Origin of the sequence: Pseudomonas viridiflava, assembly GCF_900184295.1 — a bacterium.
GTDB lineage: Bacteria > Pseudomonadota > Gammaproteobacteria > Pseudomonadales > Pseudomonadaceae > Aquipseudomonas > Aquipseudomonas viridiflava.
In genome coordinates this window covers 2,898,603-2,920,532 of record NZ_LT855380.1, presented here as the reverse complement: position 1 = coordinate 2,920,532, position 21,930 = coordinate 2,898,603, and the positions used below count along the sequence as shown (strand labels likewise).

Sequence of the window (21,930 nt, the reverse complement as noted above, 5' to 3'; positions counted from 1 at the left end):
GTCTCAAAGTCCTTCCTGGAAATTTAGTCGGGAATTGAAGCACTGGCATGTTGACACTGTATGTCCCGCTTAACCCGGACGCTGGCTCATAGCCATTACTCAATTGCCCGACCTAGACGCCTCGGCCCCTGCACGGGATGCTGCTGCATCCACCGATCTCTGTCCTTGCCTGTCCAGCGTGCGAAATGGGGTGGCAGGACTGTCCCTGTTTTCTGCTACAGACGTCGGATGGATCCTTCGGTTGAATACGCCGAATCATCCGCTGTATCTGCCGTCACCCTGTCGAAGGTCAATGTCAGGGCGGCGCTCATGCACGGACAGAGTCAAGGAGGCTAAAAGATGAAATCGACACGCTCGCCGAATGCCAGCCACGACCCGCGTTTCTATCAGGAACTCGGCCAACTGGTTTCCAGCACTGGCAGCTCGTCATTTGCCGGGCAAATGTTGCAACTGGTCGACACGCTGGTCTCGGTCCAGGGGATTGTTCTGTGCGAGTGGGCGCTTGATGCGGCTCAGTCAGGTGTCGAGCGCGTGACCCGCCTGGGTGGTGCGGGCGTTCAGCACGATATCTGCGCATCTGAAACCCTTCAGCAATCGTTGCTGCAGAGCATCGTGCACATGGACGCCTCTCTGCTGGTTCAGACCCGAGTGCCTGTTGGACAGAAATCGGCACGTCGTGACATTCAGGTCTGCAGCCTGGTGTCCAGCAGCGGCGAACTGCGCCGCATCATCTGCTTTTATCGACTGGCCGGTTCCAAAGCTTTCTCGCTGACCGAGTTGTCATTGCTCAAGAGTCTCTCCGACACCCTATTGCCGCTGGTCGAGCACCACTCACAGCTGCTGGTGCAATCTGCTGCGGAAAAGATCGAATCCGAGCCTGGCTCGATCGATGAAGCGTTCAGCGGGCGTCTGGCGCAGGACGCAATCACGCTGTCGGCGCGCGAGCAGGAAGTCTGCATCGGCCTGCTGACCGGTGGCTCGGTTGCAGAGATGGCACAAAGACTGAACCTCAAGAACAGTTCGGTGGAAACCTACCTGAAACGCGCAACCGCCAAGCTTGGCGTCAGTGGCCGACACAGTCTGGCGAGATGGATGGCCGGCCCGTAAGCCGTACAGGTCTCATTGCGTAGGAAAAAAGGGCCATGACGCGTCAGCGCATGGCCCTTTCTGATACTGATCGTGCCCATCGCTCCGCGTGGGCATGCCTCCCGTGACGCTCCGCGTCACAAATGGCACAGACTGTGGACTCAGTGAGCCGAGCGCCCGGCTCAGGTCACCTTTGCGCCCTTACGGCGCGCTACTTTGAGGGACCAAAGTAGCCAAAGTCCTTCGCTCCGGTTCCAGCCCCGGCTTCGCCGGGGTTCCTTCGTCCTGACACTGATTCGGGGGTCGCTGCAAATGGGCCATCCATGGCCCAGTGCAGCTCAATCGGCATCCATGCCGATTGCCCCCCGAATCAGCGCCAGGACTCAGCCTTCACCCACGTCGCAATCGGCGGTGTCCGCACTATCGCGCAAAAAAGCACGGGAGTGCCGCTGTCTCACTGGATAGCCAGATGACTTGTGTATAACGATGAGCGCGGAGCGTAGGAACGATCAGCGTGATCTCAAGCAAGCCGATCATGCCCATGCTTGTGCTCAGCGTTATACCCGAGTCTTGCTGCGACCACGGACTGTGGGAGGCGGCTTGCCGGCGACGCTTTTTCTGAAGCGACCTATCAGTGACTGAACGGACGCCATCGCCGGCAAGCCGCCTCCCACGGGGTATGCATTCAGTCAGTCACCTTCATTTTGCCCCCCCGTTTTGCGCGTCTTGCGGACTTGTGTATAACGACAGGCGTGCTGCTCAGTTCAGACGAAACGCGATCACGCTGTCACCCAGCGTCGTGCCCAGAGAACCGTGGCCACCTGCGGAGATGATCACGTATTGCTTGCCATCGCTTCCGATGTAGGTAGAAGGCGTCGCCTGCCCACCTGCGGGCAGTTCGTATTGCCAGAGCGCTTCGCCGGTGTTCACGTCGTAGGCGCGGATGAAGTTGTCAGCCGTTGCCCCGTGAAAAACCACACCGCCTGCCGTGACCAACGGACCGCCATGGGCCACCATTCCCATCGGGAACCCGACTGGAAAGCGGTCTTCCATGAAAGTGGTCTTGAGGTTCTTGGTCGTGCCGACCCGGCGTTTCCATTCGGTCTTGCCAGTGTTCAGATCCACACCGACCATGCTGCCCCAGGGCGGCGCGGTGCAAGGGATACCCAGGCCAGATGCCAGTCGCGAGATGCGGATCGCATAATCGCCGTTGAAGTTTTCGTTCCAGTACGGCTTGCCATCCTTGGTGAACAGACGCTTCTCCTGATCCTGCTCGGGACGCTTGATCAGGTTATAGATGTAGGCCAGACGCACAGGCGTTGCTACCAGAATCTGCCGGTCAGGATCTACCGCTACAGAGCCCCAGTTGAATACCCCGATGTTTCCGGGATAGATCAGCGAACCGGACTCGGTGGCCGGCGTCCAGGGATTACCATCGTAGCGCAGCGTGTTGAAGGTGGTGCGGCAGGCCATCTGATCGAACGGCGTGACGCCCCACATCGACTTCTCGGTCAGCGGCGGCGGAATGAAGTTGAGCCTTGAAACCGGCTGTGTCGGCGCAAAGCGTTCACCCGGCACGCCACCTGCTGTCTGCACCCTGGCCTGATCGACAGGCGTGATCGGTTCACCGGTCAGACGATTGAGGACAAAGATGTTACCCACCTTGGTCGGCAACAGCAGTGCAGGCTGTTTGCTGCCCTCCTTGCCCAGATCAAGCAACGAAGGCTGCGACGGGTTATCGCGATCCCACAGGTCGTTGTGGGAGGTCTGGAACTTCCATTTGAACGCACCGGTTTTCAGATCCAGCGCCACCAGTGCGTCACGGAATTTTTCGGTATTGCTGTTCGGGTCGCGACGCGTGCCGGTTTCGTCAGGCGACGCATTGCCGAACGGCACGTACACCAGACCGTTTTTCAGGTCGGCACTCAACGTGGCCCATGCCACCGGGGTGTCCTGCGGATAGTTCTGCTCTGCGGAAACAGGCGCGGTGTTTTGTGGATTATCGGGATCGAAGTTCCAGACCAGCTTGCCGGTGGCGACGTTGTAGGCGCGAATCACGCCTGACGGGTTGCCCTGGTCATAACCGTTATCCATCACCGAGCCACCGAGCACGATGAGATCCCCGGCTACCAGTGGCGCGGCGGTCTGCATCAGGGCGTGTGGGCGGACGTTGCCCATGTTGTCGTGCAGATCGACTACACCATTGCTGCCAAAATCGCTGCAGAGCTTGCCGGTGTCGGCATCGAGCGCAACCAGCCTGGCGTCCGCTGTGGCCATGATGATGCGTTTTTCGCACTGCGCTGCCGGTGCATTCTGAGCCGCAGGCGCTGCGTAGTAACTCACGCCACGACAGGTCTGGTGCTGCTGGAGGTAGGAACGGATTTTCTCCGGGGTGTATTTCCAGTCCGGCTTGCCGTTTTCCGGGTTGATGGCGTGTACTTCGTTATGAGGGGTGCACACATATACGCGGTTGTTGACCTTCAACGGCGTGGCTTCGAAAGTGTATTCGCCAGCATCCTTGCCCGCGTCACGCAGATCACCGGTGTGGTACTCCCAGGCCACCGACAGTTTGTTGATGGTCTGCGGATTGATCTGATCCAGACTCGAGAAACGCTGACCGCTTGGGGTGCCGCCATAAGCCGCCCATTCATTACCAGCGACCTCGGTACTGCGTGATGCGGTCGAGGTGCCAATCTGGCCCTTCACTGCATAGGGGTCGTAGAACATGAGCGCAATCACGATCAGCGCCATGATGGCGACAGTGCTGCCCAGAAAAGGGTGAAAGCCGCGATTGCTGCCGGCAGCCTGGTTGCGCAATAACGGGCGCACTACCCAAGGCATTGCCAGCCAGAAACCGATCAGCGCGAACAGGTCGCCCCGTGGAATCCACTGCCATTTATCAAAGCCGACTTCGTAGACGATCCACAGCACAATCCCCCACATCAGCAGCGCATACAGCGTCAACGCCGATTTTTTCTTCAGAAACACCAGTACTGCGGTGGCCAGCACGCCCAGGGCAATCACCGAATAAGCCGGGGAGCCGCCCACCGCTACCAGTTGTGCTCCCATATAAAGCAGCGCAATGCTCAGTATCGCCATCACGATACCTGTCGCTCTTAAAATCATCGTCCCTGTCCTTTCTTGTTATGTGATGAAACCGTGTGTTGAGCGCGTGTTTTTCAAGCGGCGGCTGAAGCCATCGCCGACAAGCCGCCCCCCACGGTCCCGCGTTTACTGAACGACAGTGCGATTTAGAAGACGTGGTGGTGCCTTCCACGAGACCTGCATCCAGCCAGCCGAAAAGGTTGTCTGACGACATACCTGTTCGGCACTGAAACGCAGTAAAGCGGTTTATGAAAGTGTTGGCAAGGCAACAAACCGTCAGGTCATCATACTTTGCGCGTGGCGTCATCCAGCGCAAGGATGGTGTGAGCGTTGGTCACAGTGGTCGCGAGGGTGTTGATCACACCGGAACGCAAAGCGCCCAGTGTCGCCGCCGCCTTGGTGTTTTCGCTGGCGATGGCCACCACATCCGGGATGCGAAACAGCTCCTGCACCGTCAGCCCGATCACCCTGCCCTGAATGGCATTGACCGCAGGCTGGCCATGAATGTCGATGAAGTCGTAGCCCATCATGTCGCCGACCGTGCCGGACAGCCGGGCCTGAGCGATTTCCTGTGGCGAGAACCAGCCCATGCGCACCATGTTGCTGTTCTCACTCATGTCACCGATGCCGATCAAGGCAATGTCGGCACGTCGCGCACGGTCCAGGGTAGAACGCACGGTGTCGTTATTGATCAGCACGCCACGCAATTCAGGATTGGCGACCAGCGCCGGGGCGTACAGGCTTTCGCTTTCGCCACCGAAACGCAGCGCCAGACGCCGACAGATGTGATCGGGGTTCATGTACTCGCCTGCCTTGAGCGAGCCGCCGATGGCACAGACAAAGGTGCAGTTGCGGGTCACGGGCAGGAACACATTGTCCGCCACCGCACCCACATTGCGGCCCATGCCGACGGCGACGATCATGCCGTCGCCCAGGGTCTTGTTCAGGTAATTGGCAACCAGACTCGCGACGGCAGAACGCTGGGTGTCGGGGTCGCTGTGATCGACTGCAATCAGAGCGCGATCCAGTTGAAAGCGCTCGACCAGCGCCTGCTCGAGTTCATTGTTCATCGCCGGATGCTGCAGAACACGCACTTCGACAATGCCTTCGTCACGCGCGCGTTTGAGCAATCGACTGACTTTTGCGCGGGACAGGTCAAAACGTTTGGCGATGGCTTCCTGAGTGACGTTCTCGAGGTAATAAAGCATCGCGACCTCGGTCATCAGATCGATGTCGCTGGCCATGCGCTGGTTACTGTCACTCATGTGGACGGGCTTCCGTTTCGACGTCAAAGGCGCATTCTCCCTACTCCCGGCCCTCTGCGTCCACTACTGATGCCCGTCGCGCTCGATGGCGCTGATGCGGTCGACCTTGGCACCCGAGCGCGCCGCCTCGAACTCCGACTCCAGAAATGACTTGACGATGCTTTTCGCCAGCTCCACGCCGATCACCCGCGCACCGATGGACAGGATCTGCGCATCGTTGCTCTTGCGCGCCCGTTCTGCCGAATAAGTGTCGTGGGCCTGCGCTGCACGAATGCCTAGTACCTTGTTGGCCGAGATCGCCATGCCGATTCCCGTCCCGCACACCAGTATGCCCAGCCGCTGCTGCCCGGCATTGATGGCGGTTGCCACGGCAAGGGCGATGTCCGGATACAGCACCGGCGCTGTCGAGTGGGTGCCGAAGTCGGTTACCGGGTGCCCCAGCGTTTCGATGTGCCGCTTCAACAACTCTTTGAGTTCATAACCCGCTTCGTCGCATCCGATAGCCACCGGGAAAAGTGTGTTCATGGCGTTTGGCTCCACTGCCGGGGGTCACATATCACTGACCAAATGTTCAATCGGTGAAATTCCGATCACTTATTTCTCAGATAATACCGGGATACTGTCAAGCAAGTTTTCGACGCATATTCAAACGATCGCTTAAAAACCGGCTTTAACCCCGATTTAAAAGCCTTTCGAAATTTATCGATGAAAGAGATTGACTGCACAGAATTTCATTTGATACACATATGCTCACTGAGCCACACCAGTGCACCTAATAAGAATTCACAGCACGAGGACACGCCGATGGCTATGCCATTACTGCTCCAGGCTGAACATGTCGCCAAGGCCTACGCCGGCATCCCTGCCCTGCGTGACGGCCGTCTCTCGTTGCGCGCAGGCAGCGTTCACGCCCTGTGCGGCGGCAACGGCGCAGGCAAATCGACCTTTCTCAGTATCCTGATGGGCATCACCCAGCGTGACGCCGGGACCATCCTGCTCAACGGCAATCCGGTGCAGTTCAATCGTCCAGGCGATGCGCTGGCTGCCGGGATCGCGATGATCACCCAGGAACTCGAACCCATCCCGTACATGACCGTCGCCGAAAACATCTGGCTGGGCCGCGAGCCGCGTCGTGCGGGCTGCATTGTCGATACCCGCGAGCTCAACAGGCGCACCCGCGAGCTGCTGGAGAGCCTGGAATTCGAGGTCGAGGCCACCAGCCCCATGCATCGCCTGAGCGTGGCGCAGATTCAACTGGTAGAAATCGCCAAGGCTTTCAGTCACGACTGCGAAGTCATGATCATGGATGAGCCCACCTCGGCCATCGGCGAGCGCGAAGCACAAACGCTGTTCAAGGCCATTCGGCGCCTGACCGCGCGAGGCGCCGGTATTGTCTATGTCTCACACCGCCTCAGTGAGCTGGCGCAGATCGCCGATGACTACACCATCTTCCGCGATGGGGCTTTTGTCGAAACCGGCCGCATGGCGGACATTGATCGCGCCCATCTGGTGCGCGGCATCGTTGGCCAGGAGCTGACGCGCATCGACCACAAAGTCGGTCGCGAATGCGCTGCCGAATGCTGCCTGAACGTTGAAAGCCTGAGTCGCAACGGCGAATTCCACGACATCAGCCTGCAACTGCGTCAGGGCGAGATTCTCGGCATCTATGGCCTGATGGGCTCGGGACGCAGCGAATTTCTCAACTGTATATACGGACTGACCACGCCGGACTCAGGCACCGTTACCCTGCAGGGCAAGCCCATGCCGGTCGGCCTGCCCAAGGCAACGATACGCGCAGGCATGTCGCTGGTGACCGAAGACCGCAAGGACAGCGGCCTGGTGCTGACCAGCAGCATTCTCTCCAACATTGCCCTCTCGGCGTACAAGCGTCTGTCGACCTGGTCGCTGATCGACGCACGCAAGGAAAGCCGTCTAGCCGAAGACATGGTCAGACGCCTGCAGATCAAGACCACTTCACTGGACCTGCCCGTCGCCTCCATGAGTGGCGGCAATCAGCAAAAAGTGGTGCTCGCCAAGTGCCTGTCCACCGAGCCCGTCTGCCTGCTGTGCGATGAGCCGACCCGGGGCATCGACGAAGGCGCCAAGCAGGAGATCTATCACCTGTTGGACCAGTTCGTGCGCGCCGGTGGCGCTGCCATCGTGGTGTCTTCGGAAGCGCCGGAACTGTTGCGCCTGAGTGACCGAATCGCCGTATTCAAGGCCGGAAAGCTGGTAACCATCAGCAGCGACACCGACCTTTCCCAGGAAGCCCTGTTGAGTCTTGCCTCATGAATGCCAAAACCGTCATCGCCCCCGCTAACGCTGCACCCCGAATCCGCCTGCGTCTGTCCCTGGACCGTTTCGGCCTGCCGCTGGTGTTCATCGTGCTGTGTATCGTGATGGCGTTCTCCAGCGAATACTTCATGACCTGGCGCAACTGGATGGACATCCTGCGCCAGACCTCCATCAACGGCATTCTCGCGGTCGGCATGACCTACGTGATCCTGACCAAAGGCATCGACCTTTCAGTCGGTTCGATTCTGGCGTTCGCCGGGCTGTGCAGCGCGCTGGTTGCGACTCAGGGCTATGGATTGCTGGCGGCGGTCAGTGCCGGGATGTTCGCCGGGGCAATGCTCGGGGTGGTCAACGGCTTCATGGTCGCCAATCTGTCGATTCCGCCGTTTGTCGCGACCCTAGGCATGCTCAGCATCGCCCGCGGCATGACCTTCATTCTCAACGATGGCAGCCCGGTGACTGACCTGCCTGAAGCCTATCTGGCGCTGGGCACCGGGCGAATCGGTCCGATTGGTGTGCCGATCATCATCTTCGCTGTGGTGGCGCTGATTTTCTGGATGGTGCTGCGTTACACCACCTACGGCCGCTACGTGTACGCCGTGGGTGGCAACGAGAAAAGCGCCCGCACCTCAGGCATCGGCGTGCGCAAGGTGATGTTCTCGGTGTACGTGGTTTCCGGATTGCTGGCAGGGCTAGCCGGCGTGGTGCTGTCCGCCCGCACCACGTCCGCCCTGCCCCAGGCAGGCATGTCGTATGAGCTGGATGCCATCGCAGCTGTGGTCATCGGCGGCACCAGCCTGTCGGGCGGCACGGGCAGCATCGTTGGCACCCTGTTCGGCGCGCTGTTGATTGGCGTGATCAACAACGGCCTGAACCTGCTCGGCGTGTCTTCCTATTACCAGCAGGTCGCCAAGGGCCTGATCATCGTGTTCGCAGTACTGATCGACGTGTGGCGCAAGAAAAAACGCTAATCGCTTTTCCTCTGAATGAACGACTGACTACAACAATAACGGAGTTCTCATCATGAAATTCGGCACATCCCTGGCCGCTGTCGCGGCGCTCACCCTGCTTGCCAGCAGCATTTCCCTGGCAGCTGACGGCAAGACCTACAAGATCGGCGCAGCCGTTTACGGGCTCAAAGGCCAGTTCATGCAGAACTGGGTTCGCGAGCTCAAGCAGCACCCGGCGGTCAAGGATGGCACCGTGCAAATCACCGTGTTCGACGGCAACTACGACGCGCTGACCCAGAACAACCAGATCGAAACCATGATCACCCAGCACTACGACGCGATCATCTTCGTGCCCATCGACACCAAGGCCGGCGTCGGCACCGTGGCCCGCGCCATGGAAAACGATATTCCGGTCATCGCGTCCAACACTCGTGTGGCCGGGACCAAAGTGCCCTACGTCGGCAACGATGATGTCGAGGGCGGACGCCTGCAGGCTCAGGCCATGGTCGACAAGATCAAAGGCAAGGGCAACGTGGTGATCATTCAGGGGCCGATTGGCCAGTCGGCCCAGATCGACCGTGAAAAGGGCGAGATGAAAGTCCTGAAGAAACACCCTGATATCAAGATCATTGAAATGAAAACCGCCAACTGGTCGCGTGCCGAAGCGCTAGCCCTGACTGAAGATTGGCTCAATGCGCACCCTAATGGCGGCATTTCCGGGATCATCGCCCAGAACGACGACATGGCGCTCGGCGCCTTGCAAGCCGTCAAATCACGCGGCCTGACCCCTGCTGAAGTGCCCGTCACCTCCATCGACGGCATGCCGGACGCCATTCAGGCTGCCAAGAAAAACGAAGTGACCACCTTCCTGCAGGATGCCCAGGCCCAATCCCAGGGCGCGCTGGACGTCGCCCTTCGCGCCCTCGCCGGCAAGGATTACAAGCCGCAGTCCGTGATCTGGGAGCGTTACGCCAAAGACGTGAAATGGGGTGATGGCACCGACAAGAACTACATCCTGCCATGGGTACCGGTGACCGACGCCAACGCCGATGCGCTGTATCAACAGGTGAGTGGCGGCAAGTAACCCTCTGCTGATCGTTCCGATGCGCTGCGTTCGGCGTCACACAAGTTCTGATGGCGAAATACGAAACTGATCGTTCCCACGCTCTGCGTGGGAACGCCGCCCAGGACGCTCCGCGTCCGCTCTCGGATATGACGCAGAGCGCCACGGGCTGCATGCCCACGCAGAGCGATGGGCAAGATCAGTGTGTTCCCTCCAACAACAGGAGTCATGTTCATGTCTGGATTCTGGAATCAGGCCTTCGACCTTACCGGCAAATGCGCCGTCATCACGGGCGGCGCGGCCGGGATCGGTCTGGCCTGTGCCAGCCTGCTGGTGGAGCGCGGTGCGCGGGTTGCGTTGCTTGATCGTGACCCCGCAGTGGTTGAAGTCGCCGCACGCCTGGGCGACGGCCATCTTGGCATCGCCGTGGACCTGCGTCAGCTCGATCAGGTGCAACGCAGCGTCGACCACGCCTTTGAGCACTTCAAGCGCCTGGATTATCTGATCAATAGCGCAGGCGTCGCGTTGCTGGACAAGGCCGTCGATGTCAGCGAAGACGCCTGGGACACCACGCTGGACATCAATCTGAAAGCCAGCTTTTTCGTTGCCCAAGCCTGCGCTCGGCACATGCTCGCCCAAGGCAGCGGGCGCATTGTCAATCTGGCGTCACAGGCGGCAGTGATCGGCCTGGATCGCCACGTCGCCTACTGCGCCAGCAAGGCTGCGGTGGTCGGCATGACTAAAGTGCTGGCCATGGAGTGGGCGCCGCACATCAACGTCAATGCCATCTCCCCCACCATCGTCGAAACCGCGCTGGGCAAGAAAGCCTGGGCGGGCGAGCTGGGTGAAAAGGCCAGATTGCAGATCCCGGCGGGACGCTTCGCCCAGCCGGAAGAAGTTGCCGGGCTGGCGCTTTACCTGCTCAGCGACGTCGCCGCCATGATCACCGGAGAGAACGTGGTGATCGACGGCGGCTACAGCATTCAGTAACCCCCTTTTCTGTCGCGAGGTTTCGTCATGTCCACCGCTACCGAACGCACCGCCGAACAACTCTCTCCCGTGATTCCCGCCACCATGCAGGCCGTGGTCTGTCATGGCCCGGAAGACTACCGGCTTGAAACGGTCGACGTCCCGACGCCCGGCCCTGATGAGATCCTGACCAAGGTCGAGCTGTGCGGAATCTGCATGGGCGACATCAAGACCTATCGCGGCGCGCCCTCATTCTGGGGCGATGCCGAGCAGCCGCGCTACGTCAAACCGCCTATGATTCCCGGCCACGAGTTCGTTTGCCGCGTGGTCGCCCTCGGCCCGGGTGCCGAAAAAAAACGCGGGGTGAAGATTGGCGACCGGGTGATTTCCGAGCAGATCGTACCGTGCTGGGGCTGCCGCTTCTGCAACCACGGTCAGTACTGGATGTGCCAGAAGCACGACTTGTATGGTTTTCAGAACAATGTTCAGGGCGCGATGGCCCAATACATGATCTTCACCAAGGAAGGCATCATCCACAAAGTGCCCGACTCCATCGCGCCGGACGAGGCGATTCTGATCGAGCCGCTGGCGTGCTCACTGCACGCAGCAGAACGCGCCAATGTCGATTTCGACGACGTGGTGGTGGTTGCCGGGGCCGGCACGCTGGGCCTGGGCATCATCGGCGCGGTGCGCATGCGTAACCCGAAAAAGCTCATCGTGCTGGACATGAAACCCGAACGCGCCGCCCTCGCCCTGCGCATGGGTGCGGATGAAGTCTGGAACCCGGCCGAAGTGGATGTACTGGCGAAAATTCGCGAAATCACCGAAGGCTATGGCTGCGACATCTATATAGAAGCCACCGGACACCACAAGGCGGTCAACCAGGGTCTGGCGATGCTGCGCAAGCTGGGTCGTTTCGTTGAATTCAGTGTGTTCAACGACGAGGCCACGGTAGATTGGTCAATCATCGGCGACCGCAAGGAACTGGACGTGCTGGGCTCACACCTGGGCCCCTACATGTACCCACGCGCCATCGATTTCATTGGCAACCGCAAGATCGACATGCGAGACGTGGTCACCCACAAATTCCCCCTCGCCGATTTCAAGGAAGCCTTCGCTGTGATGGAACGCGGCGACAAGTCGCTGAAAGTGGTGCTGGAACCGTAACACGCACGCTCCTTATAAAAAGAACACAGGAAACCGCGTTATGAATCGAGTCATCAACGATCCCGACCAAGTGGTCGAGGACATGCTGCGCGGCATTCTGGTTGCGCATCCCGAGCTATCGCAAGGCGACAGCAATCCCCGAGTCATCAGCAAGACCACGCCTTCACCCCACGGCCGGGTCGGCATCGTCACCGGTGGCGGTTCGGGTCACGAGCCAGCGTTTCTCGGCTATGTCGGCCCCGGCCTGGTCGATGCCGTGGCAGTCGGCGAGATATTCTCTTCCCCTACCGCCAAAAGTTTCTTCGATGCTTTCCGCGCAGCTGATCGTGGCGCTGGCGTGGCCTGCCTGTATGGCAACTACGCCGGTGACAACATGAACGTAAAGCTGGCGATGAAAATGGCCGCCAGCAAGGACTTGCAGATTCGCACCGTGGTCGCCAATGACGACGTGGCCTCGGCACCCAAAGCCGACATTGCCAAACGTCGCGGCGTGGCCGGTGAAATCTTCATGTGGAAGACCGGCGGCGCTGCCGCAGCGCTGGGCTACGACCTGGACGGCGTGATCCGTGTCGCCCAGAAAGCCGTCGATCAGTGCCGCTCCATCGGCATCGGCCTGACGCCCTGCACCATCGCGGCAGTCGGCAAGCCCAACTTCCAGATCCCGGACGGCCAGATGGAACTGGGTATCGGCCACCACGGCGAACCCGGCATTGAGGTCATCCCCATCGAGTCCGCCGCCGCCATGGCCGAACGCATGCTGGCGCCGATTCTCGCTGACCGGGATTTCCATCAGGACGACAGCGTCGTGGTGCTGGTGTCGGGACTCGGCGCAACGCCGGTCATGGAGCTGTACATCTTCTACGCCGAAGTCGAACGCCAGCTCAAGGCGCGCGGCCTGAACATTCATCGCTGCTACGTCGGCAACTACTTCACGTCCCTGGAAATGATGGGCGTGACCCTGACCCTGCTGGGCCTGGACGCCGAGCTGAAAACCTTGATCGACCACCCTTGCCGTTCCATCGGCATGACCCAGGCGGAGTGAACCATGAGCCAGCATTTTTCCTCTCGTGACGGCAGCGCCATCGTCACCGATCTGGTCACCGTGATCGTGGCTAACCGTGAATACCTCAGTGAAGTCGATGGTGCCATCGGTGATGGCGACCACGGCATCAACATGGCCAAGGGTTTTGCCCACTGCGGTCGCAGCATCGAGGGCCGACAACTGACCCTTGCCGAGGCGCTCGATGAACTTACGCTGAGCCTGATGGAAGGCATCGGCGGCTCCATGGGTCCGTTGTATGGCAGCCTGTTCATTGGCATGGCCGACGAAGTACGCGGCAGTGAGCAGATCGACGCAGCGACCTTCGCCCATTTGTTGCGCGGCGGGCTCACGTCCCTGCAGGACATCACCGAAGCGGGCGTGGGCGACAAGTGCCTGATGGACACCTTGATTCCAGCCGTCGAAGCCTTCGAACAGGCCCACGCCTCGGGCGCTTCGTTCAACGATGCGCTGGAAGCCATGAAACGCGCAGCCTCACAGGGACGCGACTCGACCAGGGACCTGATGGCCAAAATCGGCCGCGCCAGCCGTCTGGGCGAACGCTCTATCGGCGTGCTGGATGCGGGCGCGGTGTCGTGCTGTCTGATCCTGACCCGGCTGGCGGATTCGGTGCAGCCACGACTGGTCTAGCCGTGGCACCGGATGCTGATCCCGAGGTTATCAGGCTTCAGGAAACACCGGCTCCCCCAGATTCAGCATCAACCGATTGGCCCAGGCGAAAATCGAGATCGCATGAATCAGGTCCAGCACCTGCGCGTCGTCCAGTCCCTGCTCGCGCAGCGCGCTGATACTGCCGGCATTGAGCGAAGCGGGTTCAAGCGTCAGGTCGATGGCGAACCGGACGATAGCGCGCTCCCGATCATTGGTCCCTGCGGTAGCCGGGTCGGCGAACACCTGAGCGATGACGTCGTTGCGCTTGGCCAGTTGCTCGAAGCGCTGCGCATGCACCGAGGCACAGTACACACAGCGGTTGATGCGAGAGACCACGGTGCTGGCCAGTTCCCGCTCGGCGCGGGACAGACCACCTGGCGCGTACATGATGGCGTTGAATGCCTGAGAACGCTGACGAAGAATCGCCGGGTGATGCGCCAGGGTCAGGTAGTAATCCGAGGTTTTGGCCTGCGGATGGCTTTCTTCAAGCACGGCGAGCTGTTCAGGCATAGCGCTGTTCAGATCGACGGTGGGCAGCCAGGCTTTCCAGCCAAGCACCTGATTGGTGAAGCCATTGCTTTCGATAAGCTCGCTCATTGGGCTGCTCCGGCAGAGTGCATTGCAGCCAGCCCGGCGGCCAGACGCACTTGATAGGACATAAACGCAATCAGCTGTGCGAGCACCACGATTTCGGCGGTGCTCAACCCTTCGTGCTGCAATGCCAGCAGCGCGGCCTGATCACCATGCACCGGCGACTCGATCAACGTGCGGGTGAAACGCAGAATCGCCGCCAGCCGTGCATCGTCCAGTACATCAATGGCGCCCGCATCGACGTCGGCCAGTACCGAAGCTTTTATTCCCAGAGCCTGCAATTGCTTCAGGTAATGCGCGGTCAGCGTGGCCTGCTCGCCGAGCCTTGCGGCGTAATAGGCCACCCACAGGCGCTCGCTCAGCGACAGGTCGTTATCCAGCGCCGGATCGAAAAACAGGTTCTGACTGCCTTGGGTTGCCGAAGCCACTTTTTCACGCGCGTGGCGGATCTGGTGCAAAGGGCTGCCTGGCGCAATATTCAGCAGACTGTCGAGCAGATCCGGCTGTGGGTGAACTTCAGTCGTCAACGTCATGGGCATTCTCACTGTGAGTGTGGCCTTCGCACCGCGCGTCAAATGCTGATGCGAAGGCAGAGAGATCAGGGTTGTTCGGTGACCATGGTCGCAGCTGTGCGGTCGCTGACCAGTGGCTCGACTTTCAGGCCTTTGCGCGCTGCCCAGATGTTCTGATAGTGGAACAATGGAATGATGCCCACGTCATCACTGACGACCTTGACCGAGTCCTGAAGAATCTGGCGGCGTTTGGCTTCATCGAATTCGGCGGTCGAATCAGCGAGCGCCTTGTCCACCAGCGGGTTGCTGTAATGACCCCAGTTGGATGCGCCCTGCCCTTTGGCGCTGTCGACGGTGGTCAGGATATTGGTCAGCGCGTACGCCGCCTCGCCCGTTCCGTTACCCCAGGCGATGACGCTGATCGCCAGCTCGTTCTTGTTGGCCTTGCCGGCATAAACCGCCCATGGCAGCACTTCCAGCTGGACCTTGACGCCAATGCGCGACCAGAACTGCGCGACGGCTTGCATCACTTCCGGTGCCTGCGGGTAGCGATCGCCAGGCACATGCACGGTCAATTGAAAGCCTTCGGGAAAACCGGCCTGTGCCAGCAGGTCCTTGGCCTGCTTCGCGTCATACGGGATGTTCTTCACGTCCGGGTTGTAACCGAAGGTATTGGCTGGCATCCACTGATTGGCCTCGGTCACGGTGCCTTGCATGATGCGTTCATTGATGGCCTGACGGTTGATGGCCAGCGACAGTGCCTTGCGCACCCTGACGTCGAGCAGCGGGTTTTCGGGCAGCGGCTTGCCCGCATTGTCGCGAATGAATTCGTTGGGGCCAGCGCGGAAACTCGGCTGAATCAGCAACGCGCGCAGGCCCTGATAGGCATAGACCTTGACCGTCGGTGTCTGGCGCAAGCGTGCCACATCGGTCGGAGAAACCTTGTCGATCACGTCAACGTCACCTGCCAGCAATGCGGCAGTCCGGTTGGCCGCGTTGGCGATGAAGCGGTAATCGACCTTGTCCCAGGTCGGCTTCGCGCCCCAGTAAGCGTCATTGCGCTCAAAAACCGTCCGGTCGCCCGGCACGAAGGACACGAAACGATAAGGCCCGGTGCCGATCATGGCCTTGCCGGAGTTGTAGTCGGCACTGCTGGCGTTGGCGCCTGCGTGACGGCTGACGATGTAGATCGAATCGACGTCCGGCAGCAGGTTGGCGTTGGGCAGGCGGGTCTTGATGATCAGCGTGTGGTCGTCCCTGGCGGTCACGGATGCAACCGTGCGCGTGGCTCCGGCGTAGGACGCCACGCTGCCCGGCACGTTGCGGGCGCGCTCGAAGGAGAACACCAGGTCATCCGCAGTCAGCGGCTGGCCGTCCTGCCATTTGACGTCATCACGCAGGTCGAACTCCCACGTGGTGTCATCGACCACTTTCCAGCTTTTCGCCAGGCCAGGCAGCGTCTTGTCGTCGCGGCGGCTGACCAGCGACTCGAACGCATGCAATGCGACCGAACGGTCTCCTGCGTAGTTGTTCAGTTGCGGATCGAGGGATGAGATCGGGTCGGCATAGCCGATACGCAGGCTCTGCGCCGCCGCACTGCCTGCGGCCAGAACAAGGGCTGAAGCTAACAGGGAACGAACAAGTGGTTTCATGAGAATTCCTGGTACGCAATCAATGGCAAGAGGGAGCACGAGCATCTGCGCGCTCGTTCAGAGGTTGTCGTTGAGGTGACACGCGCTCCGGTGGTTCGGCGAAACCTCCCTCAGCGCTGGAACTTCTTCGCGGCAGCGCGCCATGGCGTGCGGGCAACGAGGATGGAAATGACACCCGGCAGGCGGGTTCAGCGGGCTGGGGATTTCCCCTTTGATCGCGTCATAACGGGTACTGCGGATATCGAAACGCGGGATCTGCGCCAATAGCGCCTGGGTGTACGGATGATTGGCACGGGCGAACAGATCGTCGACCGATGCTGTCTCGACCACACGGCCCAGGTACATCACGACGACCCGGTCACACAGGTGCTCGACCACCCCAAGGTCATGGCTGATGAACAGATACGTCAGGCCCAGCTCATCGCGCAGGTCCATGAACAGGTTGAGAATCTGCGCCTGGATCGACACGTCCAGCGCGGCGACCGACTCATCGCACACCAACAGCTCGGGCTGCACGGCCAGCGCTCTGGCAATACCGATGCGCTGGCGCTGACCACCGCTGAACTGGTGCGGGTAACGCTGGCGCAACTGCGGACTGAGCCCGGCGCGCTGCAGTTGCGCACTGACGTAGTCGTCCATGCCTTTGCTGTCGGTCAGGCCATGCAGCAGCGCACCTTCGCCGACGATACGGTCGACCCGCAGACGCGGATTGAGGCTCGACGACGGGTCCTGAAAGATCATCTGTACCTTGAGGCGCAACGCCTTGCGCTCGCTGGCCGTCAGGTTGTCGACGGGCTTGCCGTCCACCGACACCGAGCCCGAAGACACCGGCAGCAGTCCGGCGACCATGCGCCCGAGTGTCGACTTGCCGCAGCCGGACTCCCCGACCAGTCCCACCACCTCGCCCCGTGCGATGCACAGGTCCACGCCATCTACCGCATGGGTGACAGGTCTGGGTCGCGTCAGGTGCAGGCGCTGCAGAACGCCTTGAACGGAGCGTTCAGCCACCGGCTTGCCGAATGTCTTGCTGACCTGATGCAGTTCGATCAGGGGAATCTGTTCACTGGACATCGGCGGCTCCCGGATGAAAACAACGCACCGTCTGGCCGGGCGCGATTTCGCGTGGCGCAGGTTCCTGCGCACAGACCGACGAGGCTCTTGGACAACGGGCGGCAAACGCGCAGCCTTCCGGCATCGACAGCAGATCCGGCGCCATGCCGGGAATCTGCCGCAGGCGCTGACCTCGCCGGTTACGACTGGGCAGGCTGTCGATCAGCCCTTGGGTATAAGGATGTTGCGGGCGGTCCAGCACATCGGCGACCGAGCCCTGTTCGACGATGCGCCCGGCGTACATGACCGCCACGTCGTCGGCCAGCCCGGCCACCACGGACAGGTCGTGGGTGATCCAGATCAGCGACGTACCCTGCTCCCGGACCAGCTTCTGCACTTCGCTGAGAATCTGCGCCTGAATGGTCACATCCAGCGCGGTGGTCGGCTCATCGGCAATGATCAGGTCCGGGGCGTGCAACAGCGCGATGGCAATCGCCACACGCTGACGCATGCCGCCTGACAATTGATGCGGGTAGGCGCGCAGGCGCTCTTCAGGGCTGGCAATGCCCATCAGCGCCAACGTGCGGCTGGCGTGCTCACGTGCTTCGCGCTTGCTGACCGGACGATGCGCGCGAACGGCCTCCACCATCTGCGTGTCGACCCGCAGGACAGGATTGAGGGTCATCATCGGGTCCTGAAAGATCATCGCCACCCGATTGCCCTGCACGTCGCGCAATTGCGAGGCCGTGAGTTTCGTCAGGTCACGCCCCTTGAACAGCACCTGACCTGCGCTGATACGGCCCGGCTCGTCGACCAGTCCCAGAATGGAAAACCCCGTCACCGATTTGCCCGACCCCGATTCACCGACCAGCCCGAGAATCCGGCCCGGTTGCACGCTCAATGACACATCACGCACGGCCGGCAGCACGCCTGCTCGGGTATAGAACGAGGTGCACAGGCCGCGTACATCAAGGGTCGGCTGTTCAGCCATCGGTATTGCTTCAAGATGGCTCATCGCTGCAACCTCGGGTTCAGCACATCACGCAGACGGTCGCCCACCAGATTGATCGCGACGATGGTGATCAACAGCGCCAGCCCCGGAAACAGACTGATCCAGTATTCATTGCTGAGCATGTACTGGAAGCCATTGGCAATCAGCAACCCCAGCGAAGGTTCGGTGACCGGCACACCCAGGCCGAGAAACGAGAGGGTCGCCTCCAGCGTGATGGCGCGGGCAATCTGCAGCGCGCCGATGACGATCAGCGGCGGCAGACAGTTGGGCAGAATATGACCGATCACAATGCGCCATGGACCAATGCCCTGCCCGCGCGCCGCATCCACGTATTCGCGACGGCTTTCAGTCAGGGCCTGGCCCCTTGCAGTGCGGGCGTAATACGCCCATTCCAGCAATACCAGGGTGAGCATCACGTTACCGACGCCCTTGCCCAGCCAGGCGAGAATCATCAACGCCATGAGGATCACCGGAAACGACAGCAGAAGGTCCACCAGACGCATCAACAGCGCATCGACCCAGCCGCCTGCATACGCAGAGACCAGCCCCAGCAGCGTGCCGATCACGGCGGCGATCAGTGCCGAACCGATCCCGACCCACAGACTGATGCGCAGGCCGTAAATGATCGCTGAAACCAGGTCACGCCCCTGGCCGTCAGTGCCCAGCCAATAGGTGTAACCGGTGTCCATGTTCGGACTGCCGGGCGCCATGCGGGCATCCATGACGTTCAACTGCATCAGGTCGTAAGGGTTCTGCACCACGATCCAGGGCGCCAGCGCGGCGACCAGAATGATGATCATCAGAACCACCAGACCCAACATGGCAGACGGCGAGCGGGTGAACTCGACCGCCACGCGCCGCCACGGCGACTGCGCTTGCAGACCGACGCTGGCGGTGGCTGTTTTGGAGATGGCATTCATCGGGAAGCCTCGACGCGTACGCGTGGATCAAGCAGGTAATACAAGCCGTCGACGATCAGGTTGAGCACCACGAAAATCACCACGACGACCATCAGGTATGCGACCACCACCGGGCGATCCAGCATGTTGATGCTGTCCAGAATCAGCTTGCCGGCGCCGGGCCAGGCAAAGATGCTTTCTGTGACCACCGCGTAGGCAATGGTCGAACCCAGCTCCATGGCCAGTACCGTGACCACGGGGATCATGGTGTTGCGCATGACGTGCATGCACATCACCCGCAGTGGCGACAGGCCCTTGGCCCGGGCAAATTTGACGAATTCCTGGGGCAGCACCTCACGCACACCGGCGCGAGTCAGGCGCAACACCAGCGAAATCTTGAACAGCGCCAGATTCAGCGCGGGCAACAGCAAGTGCTGCAGGCCGTCCAGCGTCAGCCATGACCATTGCACGCCCAGCCACTCGCGAGTCTCGCCGCGCCCACTGGCGGGCAGCCAGCCCAGCGTGATCGAGAAGAGCATGATCATCATCAAGGCCACCCAGAACGCTGGCAGCGAGAAGCCGACAATGCTGCCCGCCATCAGCAGCTTCGAAACCGGATGATCCGGCCAGGTCCCGGCAAACATGCCCAGCGGCACGCCGATCACCACGGCCAGAAACAGCGCGCTGAAGGCCAGTTCGAAGGTTGCTGGCAGGCGTTGCAGAATCAGGCGCATCGCGTCTTCGTGGTAAACGAAGCTCTGGCCGAGATTGCCGTGGAGCGCGCCCTTGAGAAAGATCAGGTATTGCTGCCACAGCGGCTTGTCCAGCCCCAGATGCGCAATCGCCTGCAGGCGCTCGGCCTGATTGAGGTCTTCGCCCACCAGAATGTCCATCGGATTGCCAATGGCGTTCAGGCCGACGAATACCACCAGGGTCATCAGCAGAATCACCAACAATGACTGTGTCAGCCGACGCAATGCCCAGCCGATCATGAGCGTAACTCGTCGGCATTCGGCTGGCTGGCGACCCATTCGTCACCCAGCAATTCGGGATCGGCGTAGTCGCGCATGGCCTGAAAGTGCAACGCCACGTCTTCATTGAACAACTGCCCGACCAATGCGTGCGCCAGTCGCTTGGAGCCTTCGCTGATGGCCGGGATGTCACCGGACACCGCGCCATAGCTCAACGCTGCCGGGTAGCTGAAGCAGTGAATGTGCTCGATTCCGGGGCAGGCACCTGGCGTTTTCTCCTGAAACTCGAAGCAGTTGCCCAGGTCCGGCAATTGAGCCAGTTCCGCATCCTGTTCATCGGCAGACGCCTTGAAGCGGTCCTGCCAGACGCGAATGTGCGCGGAGAACGGTGCGAACTCAGGCCGCTGCGCAAAGTCGGTCCGAAAACCTGTCGCGAACACCACAAAGTCCGCCTCGATCCGTGCCGACGGCGTGTCCAGCCACACGCCGCCCGCAGGATTCTGCTCGACGCCCATCAGCGGACAACCGAGCAGAAACCGTGCCTTGCCGGAACCGGAGACCCGCAGCGTACTGCCGCGCGGTGGCGGAACCTGTTGAGTGTTGAGGTAATGACGGAGGCGCCACTTCCACTCATCCGGCAGGCGCCAGTAACCGTGGACCATCCCCGGATTACCTGCGCCCTTGCCCTTGTTGACGCGCGGCAGCACTGCACGGCGAATCAGCAGATCGACGCCTGTCGCGCCCGCCTCCAGCGCAGTCGCGGCGCTGTCCATGGCCGAAGCGCCACCACCGATCACAGCGACACGCTTGCCCTCGAACCAGTCGTCCTGCAAGCCGTCAGCGGAGTGAGCCCAAAGATGACGAGGCAGCGATTTCGCGAACTCAGGCACCCAGGGACCGCCCAGTCCGTCACGGCCGGTCGCCAGCACCACATGGCGTGCCTCGAAGAAAAGAGTCTGCGACGGTGTTTCGATATCCAGCGCGACCAACCCGTCCGCCCTGGGTGCGACCCGGCTGACACGGTGTTCATTACGCACATCCAGACTCAACACCTTGCGGTACCAGCGCAGGTAGTCGGCCCATTGCAGGCGCGGAATCTTGTCCAGCATCGCCCAGCCTTCGGTGCCGAACTGCGCTTCGTACCAGGCACGGAACGTGAGCGCAGGAAGACCGAGCGCCGGCCCCGTGAGCTGTTTGGGCGAGCGCAGGGTTTGCATGCGCGCCGTGGTCGCCCAAGGGCCTTCATAGCCTGCGGGCGATTGATCGAATATCACCGCGGCCACCCCCAGATGGCGCAGCTCGGCCGCCAGCGCAAGCCCCGCCATGCCACCGCCGATGATCGCAACGTCCAGCACGGCCCTGCCCTCGCTCTGGCGTGGTTTGACCCACGGGTTGGCAGGCAGGTCCAGCCAGGCAAGGTCCTGACGCAAGCGTGCTTCCAGTGCCGCAAGACCTGCGGGGGCATCTACATGGGGCATTGATCGGTACTCGGCAAATGATCGGGCAGACAACCCGAGCTTTCATTCAACCTTTCAAAATCCATTCCAATAACGAAATAAATGAATTCATTAAGGCTTTGAATGCGAAAACCGAATACTAAAAGGCGTTTTTTATTCCCGCAACGCGCAAAAA

Annotated in this window: 19 protein-coding genes; 8 read left to right on the top strand and 11 right to left on the bottom strand. The window is 60.8% G+C overall.

The window, feature by feature from the left end:
• Nucleotides 1-339: 339 nt before the first annotated feature.
• A complete protein-coding gene (locus CFBP1590_RS13315) occupies nt 340-1,107 on the top strand; it encodes a helix-turn-helix transcriptional regulator (protein WP_029242697.1) in 768 nt (255 codons plus the stop codon).
• A 738-nt stretch (nt 1,108-1,845) separates the two neighbouring features.
• Here CFBP1590_RS13315 and CFBP1590_RS13310 read toward each other — a convergent pair.
• From CFBP1590_RS13310 to rpiB, 3 genes are all read right to left on the bottom strand, one after another.
• Nucleotides 1,846-4,212, bottom strand: a complete 2,367-nt coding sequence (locus CFBP1590_RS13310) for a membrane-bound PQQ-dependent dehydrogenase, glucose/quinate/shikimate family (RefSeq protein WP_088235214.1) — start codon at nt 4,210-4,212, stop codon at nt 1,846-1,848.
• 263 nt (nt 4,213-4,475) lie between these two features.
• Nucleotides 4,476-5,456, bottom strand: a complete 981-nt coding sequence (locus CFBP1590_RS13305) for a sugar-binding transcriptional regulator (protein WP_029242699.1) — start codon at nt 5,454-5,456, stop codon at nt 4,476-4,478.
• 63 nt (nt 5,457-5,519) lie between these two features.
• Nucleotides 5,520-5,981, bottom strand: a complete 462-nt coding sequence (gene rpiB / locus CFBP1590_RS13300; protein WP_004885473.1) for a ribose 5-phosphate isomerase B — start codon at nt 5,979-5,981, stop codon at nt 5,520-5,522.
• A gap of 279 nt (nt 5,982-6,260) precedes the next feature.
• Between rpiB and CFBP1590_RS13295 the strand changes: the two genes are divergently transcribed.
• The 7 genes from CFBP1590_RS13295 to dhaL all read left to right on the top strand — a co-directional run bounded on the left by CFBP1590_RS13295 (nt 6,261) and on the right by dhaL (nt 13,590).
• Complete coding sequence (locus tag CFBP1590_RS13295; RefSeq protein WP_088235213.1) at nt 6,261-7,748, top strand: sugar ABC transporter ATP-binding protein; 1,488 nt, start codon at nt 6,261-6,263, stop codon at nt 7,746-7,748.
• Nucleotides 7,745-8,722 carry an ABC transporter permease gene (locus CFBP1590_RS13290; RefSeq protein WP_088235212.1) on the top strand — a complete coding sequence of 326 codons (978 nt, stop codon included), beginning with the start codon at nt 7,745-7,747 and terminating at the stop codon, nt 8,720-8,722. The genes CFBP1590_RS13295 and CFBP1590_RS13290 overlap by 4 nt, the downstream gene beginning before the upstream one ends.
• A 52-nt stretch (nt 8,723-8,774) precedes the next feature.
• Entirely contained in the window at nt 8,775-9,785 is a 1,011-nt protein-coding gene (locus tag CFBP1590_RS13285; protein WP_088235211.1) for a substrate-binding domain-containing protein, read from the top strand.
• 213 nt (nt 9,786-9,998) lie between these two features.
• Nucleotides 9,999-10,754: an SDR family oxidoreductase gene (locus CFBP1590_RS13280; protein WP_043303506.1), complete on the top strand. Its 756-nt coding sequence runs from the start codon at nt 9,999-10,001 to the stop codon at nt 10,752-10,754.
• 27 nt (nt 10,755-10,781) lie between these two features.
• Complete coding sequence (locus tag CFBP1590_RS13275) at nt 10,782-11,900, top strand: MDR/zinc-dependent alcohol dehydrogenase-like family protein (protein WP_088235210.1); 1,119 nt, start codon at nt 10,782-10,784, stop codon at nt 11,898-11,900.
• Between the two features lie 40 nt (nt 11,901-11,940).
• Complete coding sequence (locus CFBP1590_RS13270) at nt 11,941-12,942, top strand: dihydroxyacetone kinase subunit DhaK (RefSeq protein WP_025995848.1); 1,002 nt, start codon at nt 11,941-11,943, stop codon at nt 12,940-12,942.
• 3 nt (nt 12,943-12,945) lie between these two features.
• On the top strand, nt 12,946-13,590 hold the full coding sequence (gene dhaL / locus CFBP1590_RS13265; protein ID WP_025995847.1) for a dihydroxyacetone kinase subunit DhaL: 645 nt from the start codon (nt 12,946-12,948) through the stop codon (nt 13,588-13,590).
• A gap of 30 nt (nt 13,591-13,620) precedes the next feature.
• Here dhaL and CFBP1590_RS13260 read toward each other — a convergent pair whose 3' ends face one another.
• The 8 genes from CFBP1590_RS13260 to CFBP1590_RS13225 form a co-directional block, all read right to left on the bottom strand.
• A complete protein-coding gene (locus tag CFBP1590_RS13260; protein WP_029242703.1) occupies nt 13,621-14,208 on the bottom strand; it encodes a peroxidase-related enzyme in 588 nt (195 codons plus the stop codon).
• Nucleotides 14,205-14,729, bottom strand: a complete 525-nt coding sequence (locus CFBP1590_RS13255; RefSeq protein ID WP_029242704.1) for a CMD domain-containing protein — start codon at nt 14,727-14,729, stop codon at nt 14,205-14,207. Before CFBP1590_RS13255 ends, CFBP1590_RS13260 begins: the two co-directional genes overlap by 4 nt.
• A gap of 71 nt (nt 14,730-14,800) precedes the next feature.
• Nucleotides 14,801-16,366, bottom strand: coding sequence for an ABC transporter substrate-binding protein (locus CFBP1590_RS13250; RefSeq protein WP_029242705.1), 1,566 nt, complete (start codon nt 16,364-16,366; stop codon nt 14,801-14,803).
• A gap of 57 nt (nt 16,367-16,423) precedes the next feature.
• The gene (locus tag CFBP1590_RS13245; RefSeq protein WP_004885508.1) at nt 16,424-17,437 is read right to left on the bottom strand and encodes an ABC transporter ATP-binding protein; all 1,014 of its coding nucleotides are present in this window, start codon (nt 17,435-17,437) and stop codon (nt 16,424-16,426) included.
• The gene (locus CFBP1590_RS13240) at nt 17,427-18,431 is read right to left on the bottom strand and encodes an ABC transporter ATP-binding protein (RefSeq protein ID WP_058432135.1); all 1,005 of its coding nucleotides are present in this window, start codon (nt 18,429-18,431) and stop codon (nt 17,427-17,429) included. Before CFBP1590_RS13240 ends, CFBP1590_RS13245 begins: the two co-directional genes overlap by 11 nt.
• Complete coding sequence (locus CFBP1590_RS13235) at nt 18,428-19,348, bottom strand: ABC transporter permease (RefSeq protein WP_029242707.1); 921 nt, start codon at nt 19,346-19,348, stop codon at nt 18,428-18,430. Before CFBP1590_RS13235 ends, CFBP1590_RS13240 begins: the two co-directional genes overlap by 4 nt.
• Nucleotides 19,345-20,319 carry an ABC transporter permease gene (locus CFBP1590_RS13230; RefSeq protein ID WP_088235209.1) on the bottom strand — a complete coding sequence of 325 codons (975 nt, stop codon included), beginning with the start codon at nt 20,317-20,319 and terminating at the stop codon, nt 19,345-19,347. The genes CFBP1590_RS13235 and CFBP1590_RS13230 overlap by 4 nt, the downstream gene beginning before the upstream one ends.
• Nucleotides 20,316-21,776 (bottom strand): SidA/IucD/PvdA family monooxygenase, encoded by a 1,461-nt coding sequence (locus tag CFBP1590_RS13225; protein ID WP_029242709.1) that lies wholly within the window; start codon nt 21,774-21,776, stop codon nt 20,316-20,318. Before CFBP1590_RS13225 ends, CFBP1590_RS13230 begins: the two co-directional genes overlap by 4 nt.
• Nucleotides 21,777-21,930: the final 154 nt, after the last annotated feature.

Coding starts and splice junctions, on each gene's coding strand:
- CFBP1590_RS13235 (WP_029242707.1), bottom strand. CDS start 19,348: ATGAATGCCATCTCCAAAACAGCCACCGCCAGCGTCGGTCTGCAAGCG.
- rpiB (WP_004885473.1), bottom strand. CDS start 5,981: ATGAACACACTTTTCCCGGTGGCTATCGGATGCGACGAAGCGGGTTAT.
- CFBP1590_RS13315 (WP_029242697.1), top strand. CDS start 340: ATGAAATCGACACGCTCGCCGAATGCCAGCCACGACCCGCGTTTCTAT.
- CFBP1590_RS13305 (WP_029242699.1), bottom strand. CDS start 5,456: ATGAGTGACAGTAACCAGCGCATGGCCAGCGACATCGATCTGATGACC.
- CFBP1590_RS13250 (WP_029242705.1), bottom strand. CDS start 16,366: ATGAAACCACTTGTTCGTTCCCTGTTAGCTTCAGCCCTTGTTCTGGCC.
- CFBP1590_RS13260 (WP_029242703.1), bottom strand. CDS start 14,208: ATGAGCGAGCTTATCGAAAGCAATGGCTTCACCAATCAGGTGCTTGGC.
- CFBP1590_RS13245 (WP_004885508.1), bottom strand. CDS start 17,437: ATGTCCAGTGAACAGATTCCCCTGATCGAACTGCATCAGGTCAGCAAG.
- CFBP1590_RS13240 (WP_058432135.1), bottom strand. CDS start 18,431: ATGAGCCATCTTGAAGCAATACCGATGGCTGAACAGCCGACCCTTGAT.
- CFBP1590_RS13295 (WP_088235213.1), top strand. CDS start 6,261: ATGGCTATGCCATTACTGCTCCAGGCTGAACATGTCGCCAAGGCCTAC.
- CFBP1590_RS13275 (WP_088235210.1), top strand. CDS start 10,782: ATGTCCACCGCTACCGAACGCACCGCCGAACAACTCTCTCCCGTGATT.
- CFBP1590_RS13280 (WP_043303506.1), top strand. CDS start 9,999: ATGTCTGGATTCTGGAATCAGGCCTTCGACCTTACCGGCAAATGCGCC.
- CFBP1590_RS13270 (WP_025995848.1), top strand. CDS start 11,941: ATGAATCGAGTCATCAACGATCCCGACCAAGTGGTCGAGGACATGCTG.
- dhaL (WP_025995847.1), top strand. CDS start 12,946: ATGAGCCAGCATTTTTCCTCTCGTGACGGCAGCGCCATCGTCACCGAT.
- CFBP1590_RS13285 (WP_088235211.1), top strand. CDS start 8,775: ATGAAATTCGGCACATCCCTGGCCGCTGTCGCGGCGCTCACCCTGCTT.
- CFBP1590_RS13230 (WP_088235209.1), bottom strand. CDS start 20,319: ATGATCGGCTGGGCATTGCGTCGGCTGACACAGTCATTGTTGGTGATT.
- CFBP1590_RS13290 (WP_088235212.1), top strand. CDS start 7,745: ATGAATGCCAAAACCGTCATCGCCCCCGCTAACGCTGCACCCCGAATC.
- CFBP1590_RS13225 (WP_029242709.1), bottom strand. CDS start 21,776: ATGCCCCATGTAGATGCCCCCGCAGGTCTTGCGGCACTGGAAGCACGC.
- CFBP1590_RS13310 (WP_088235214.1), bottom strand. CDS start 4,212: ATGATTTTAAGAGCGACAGGTATCGTGATGGCGATACTGAGCATTGCG.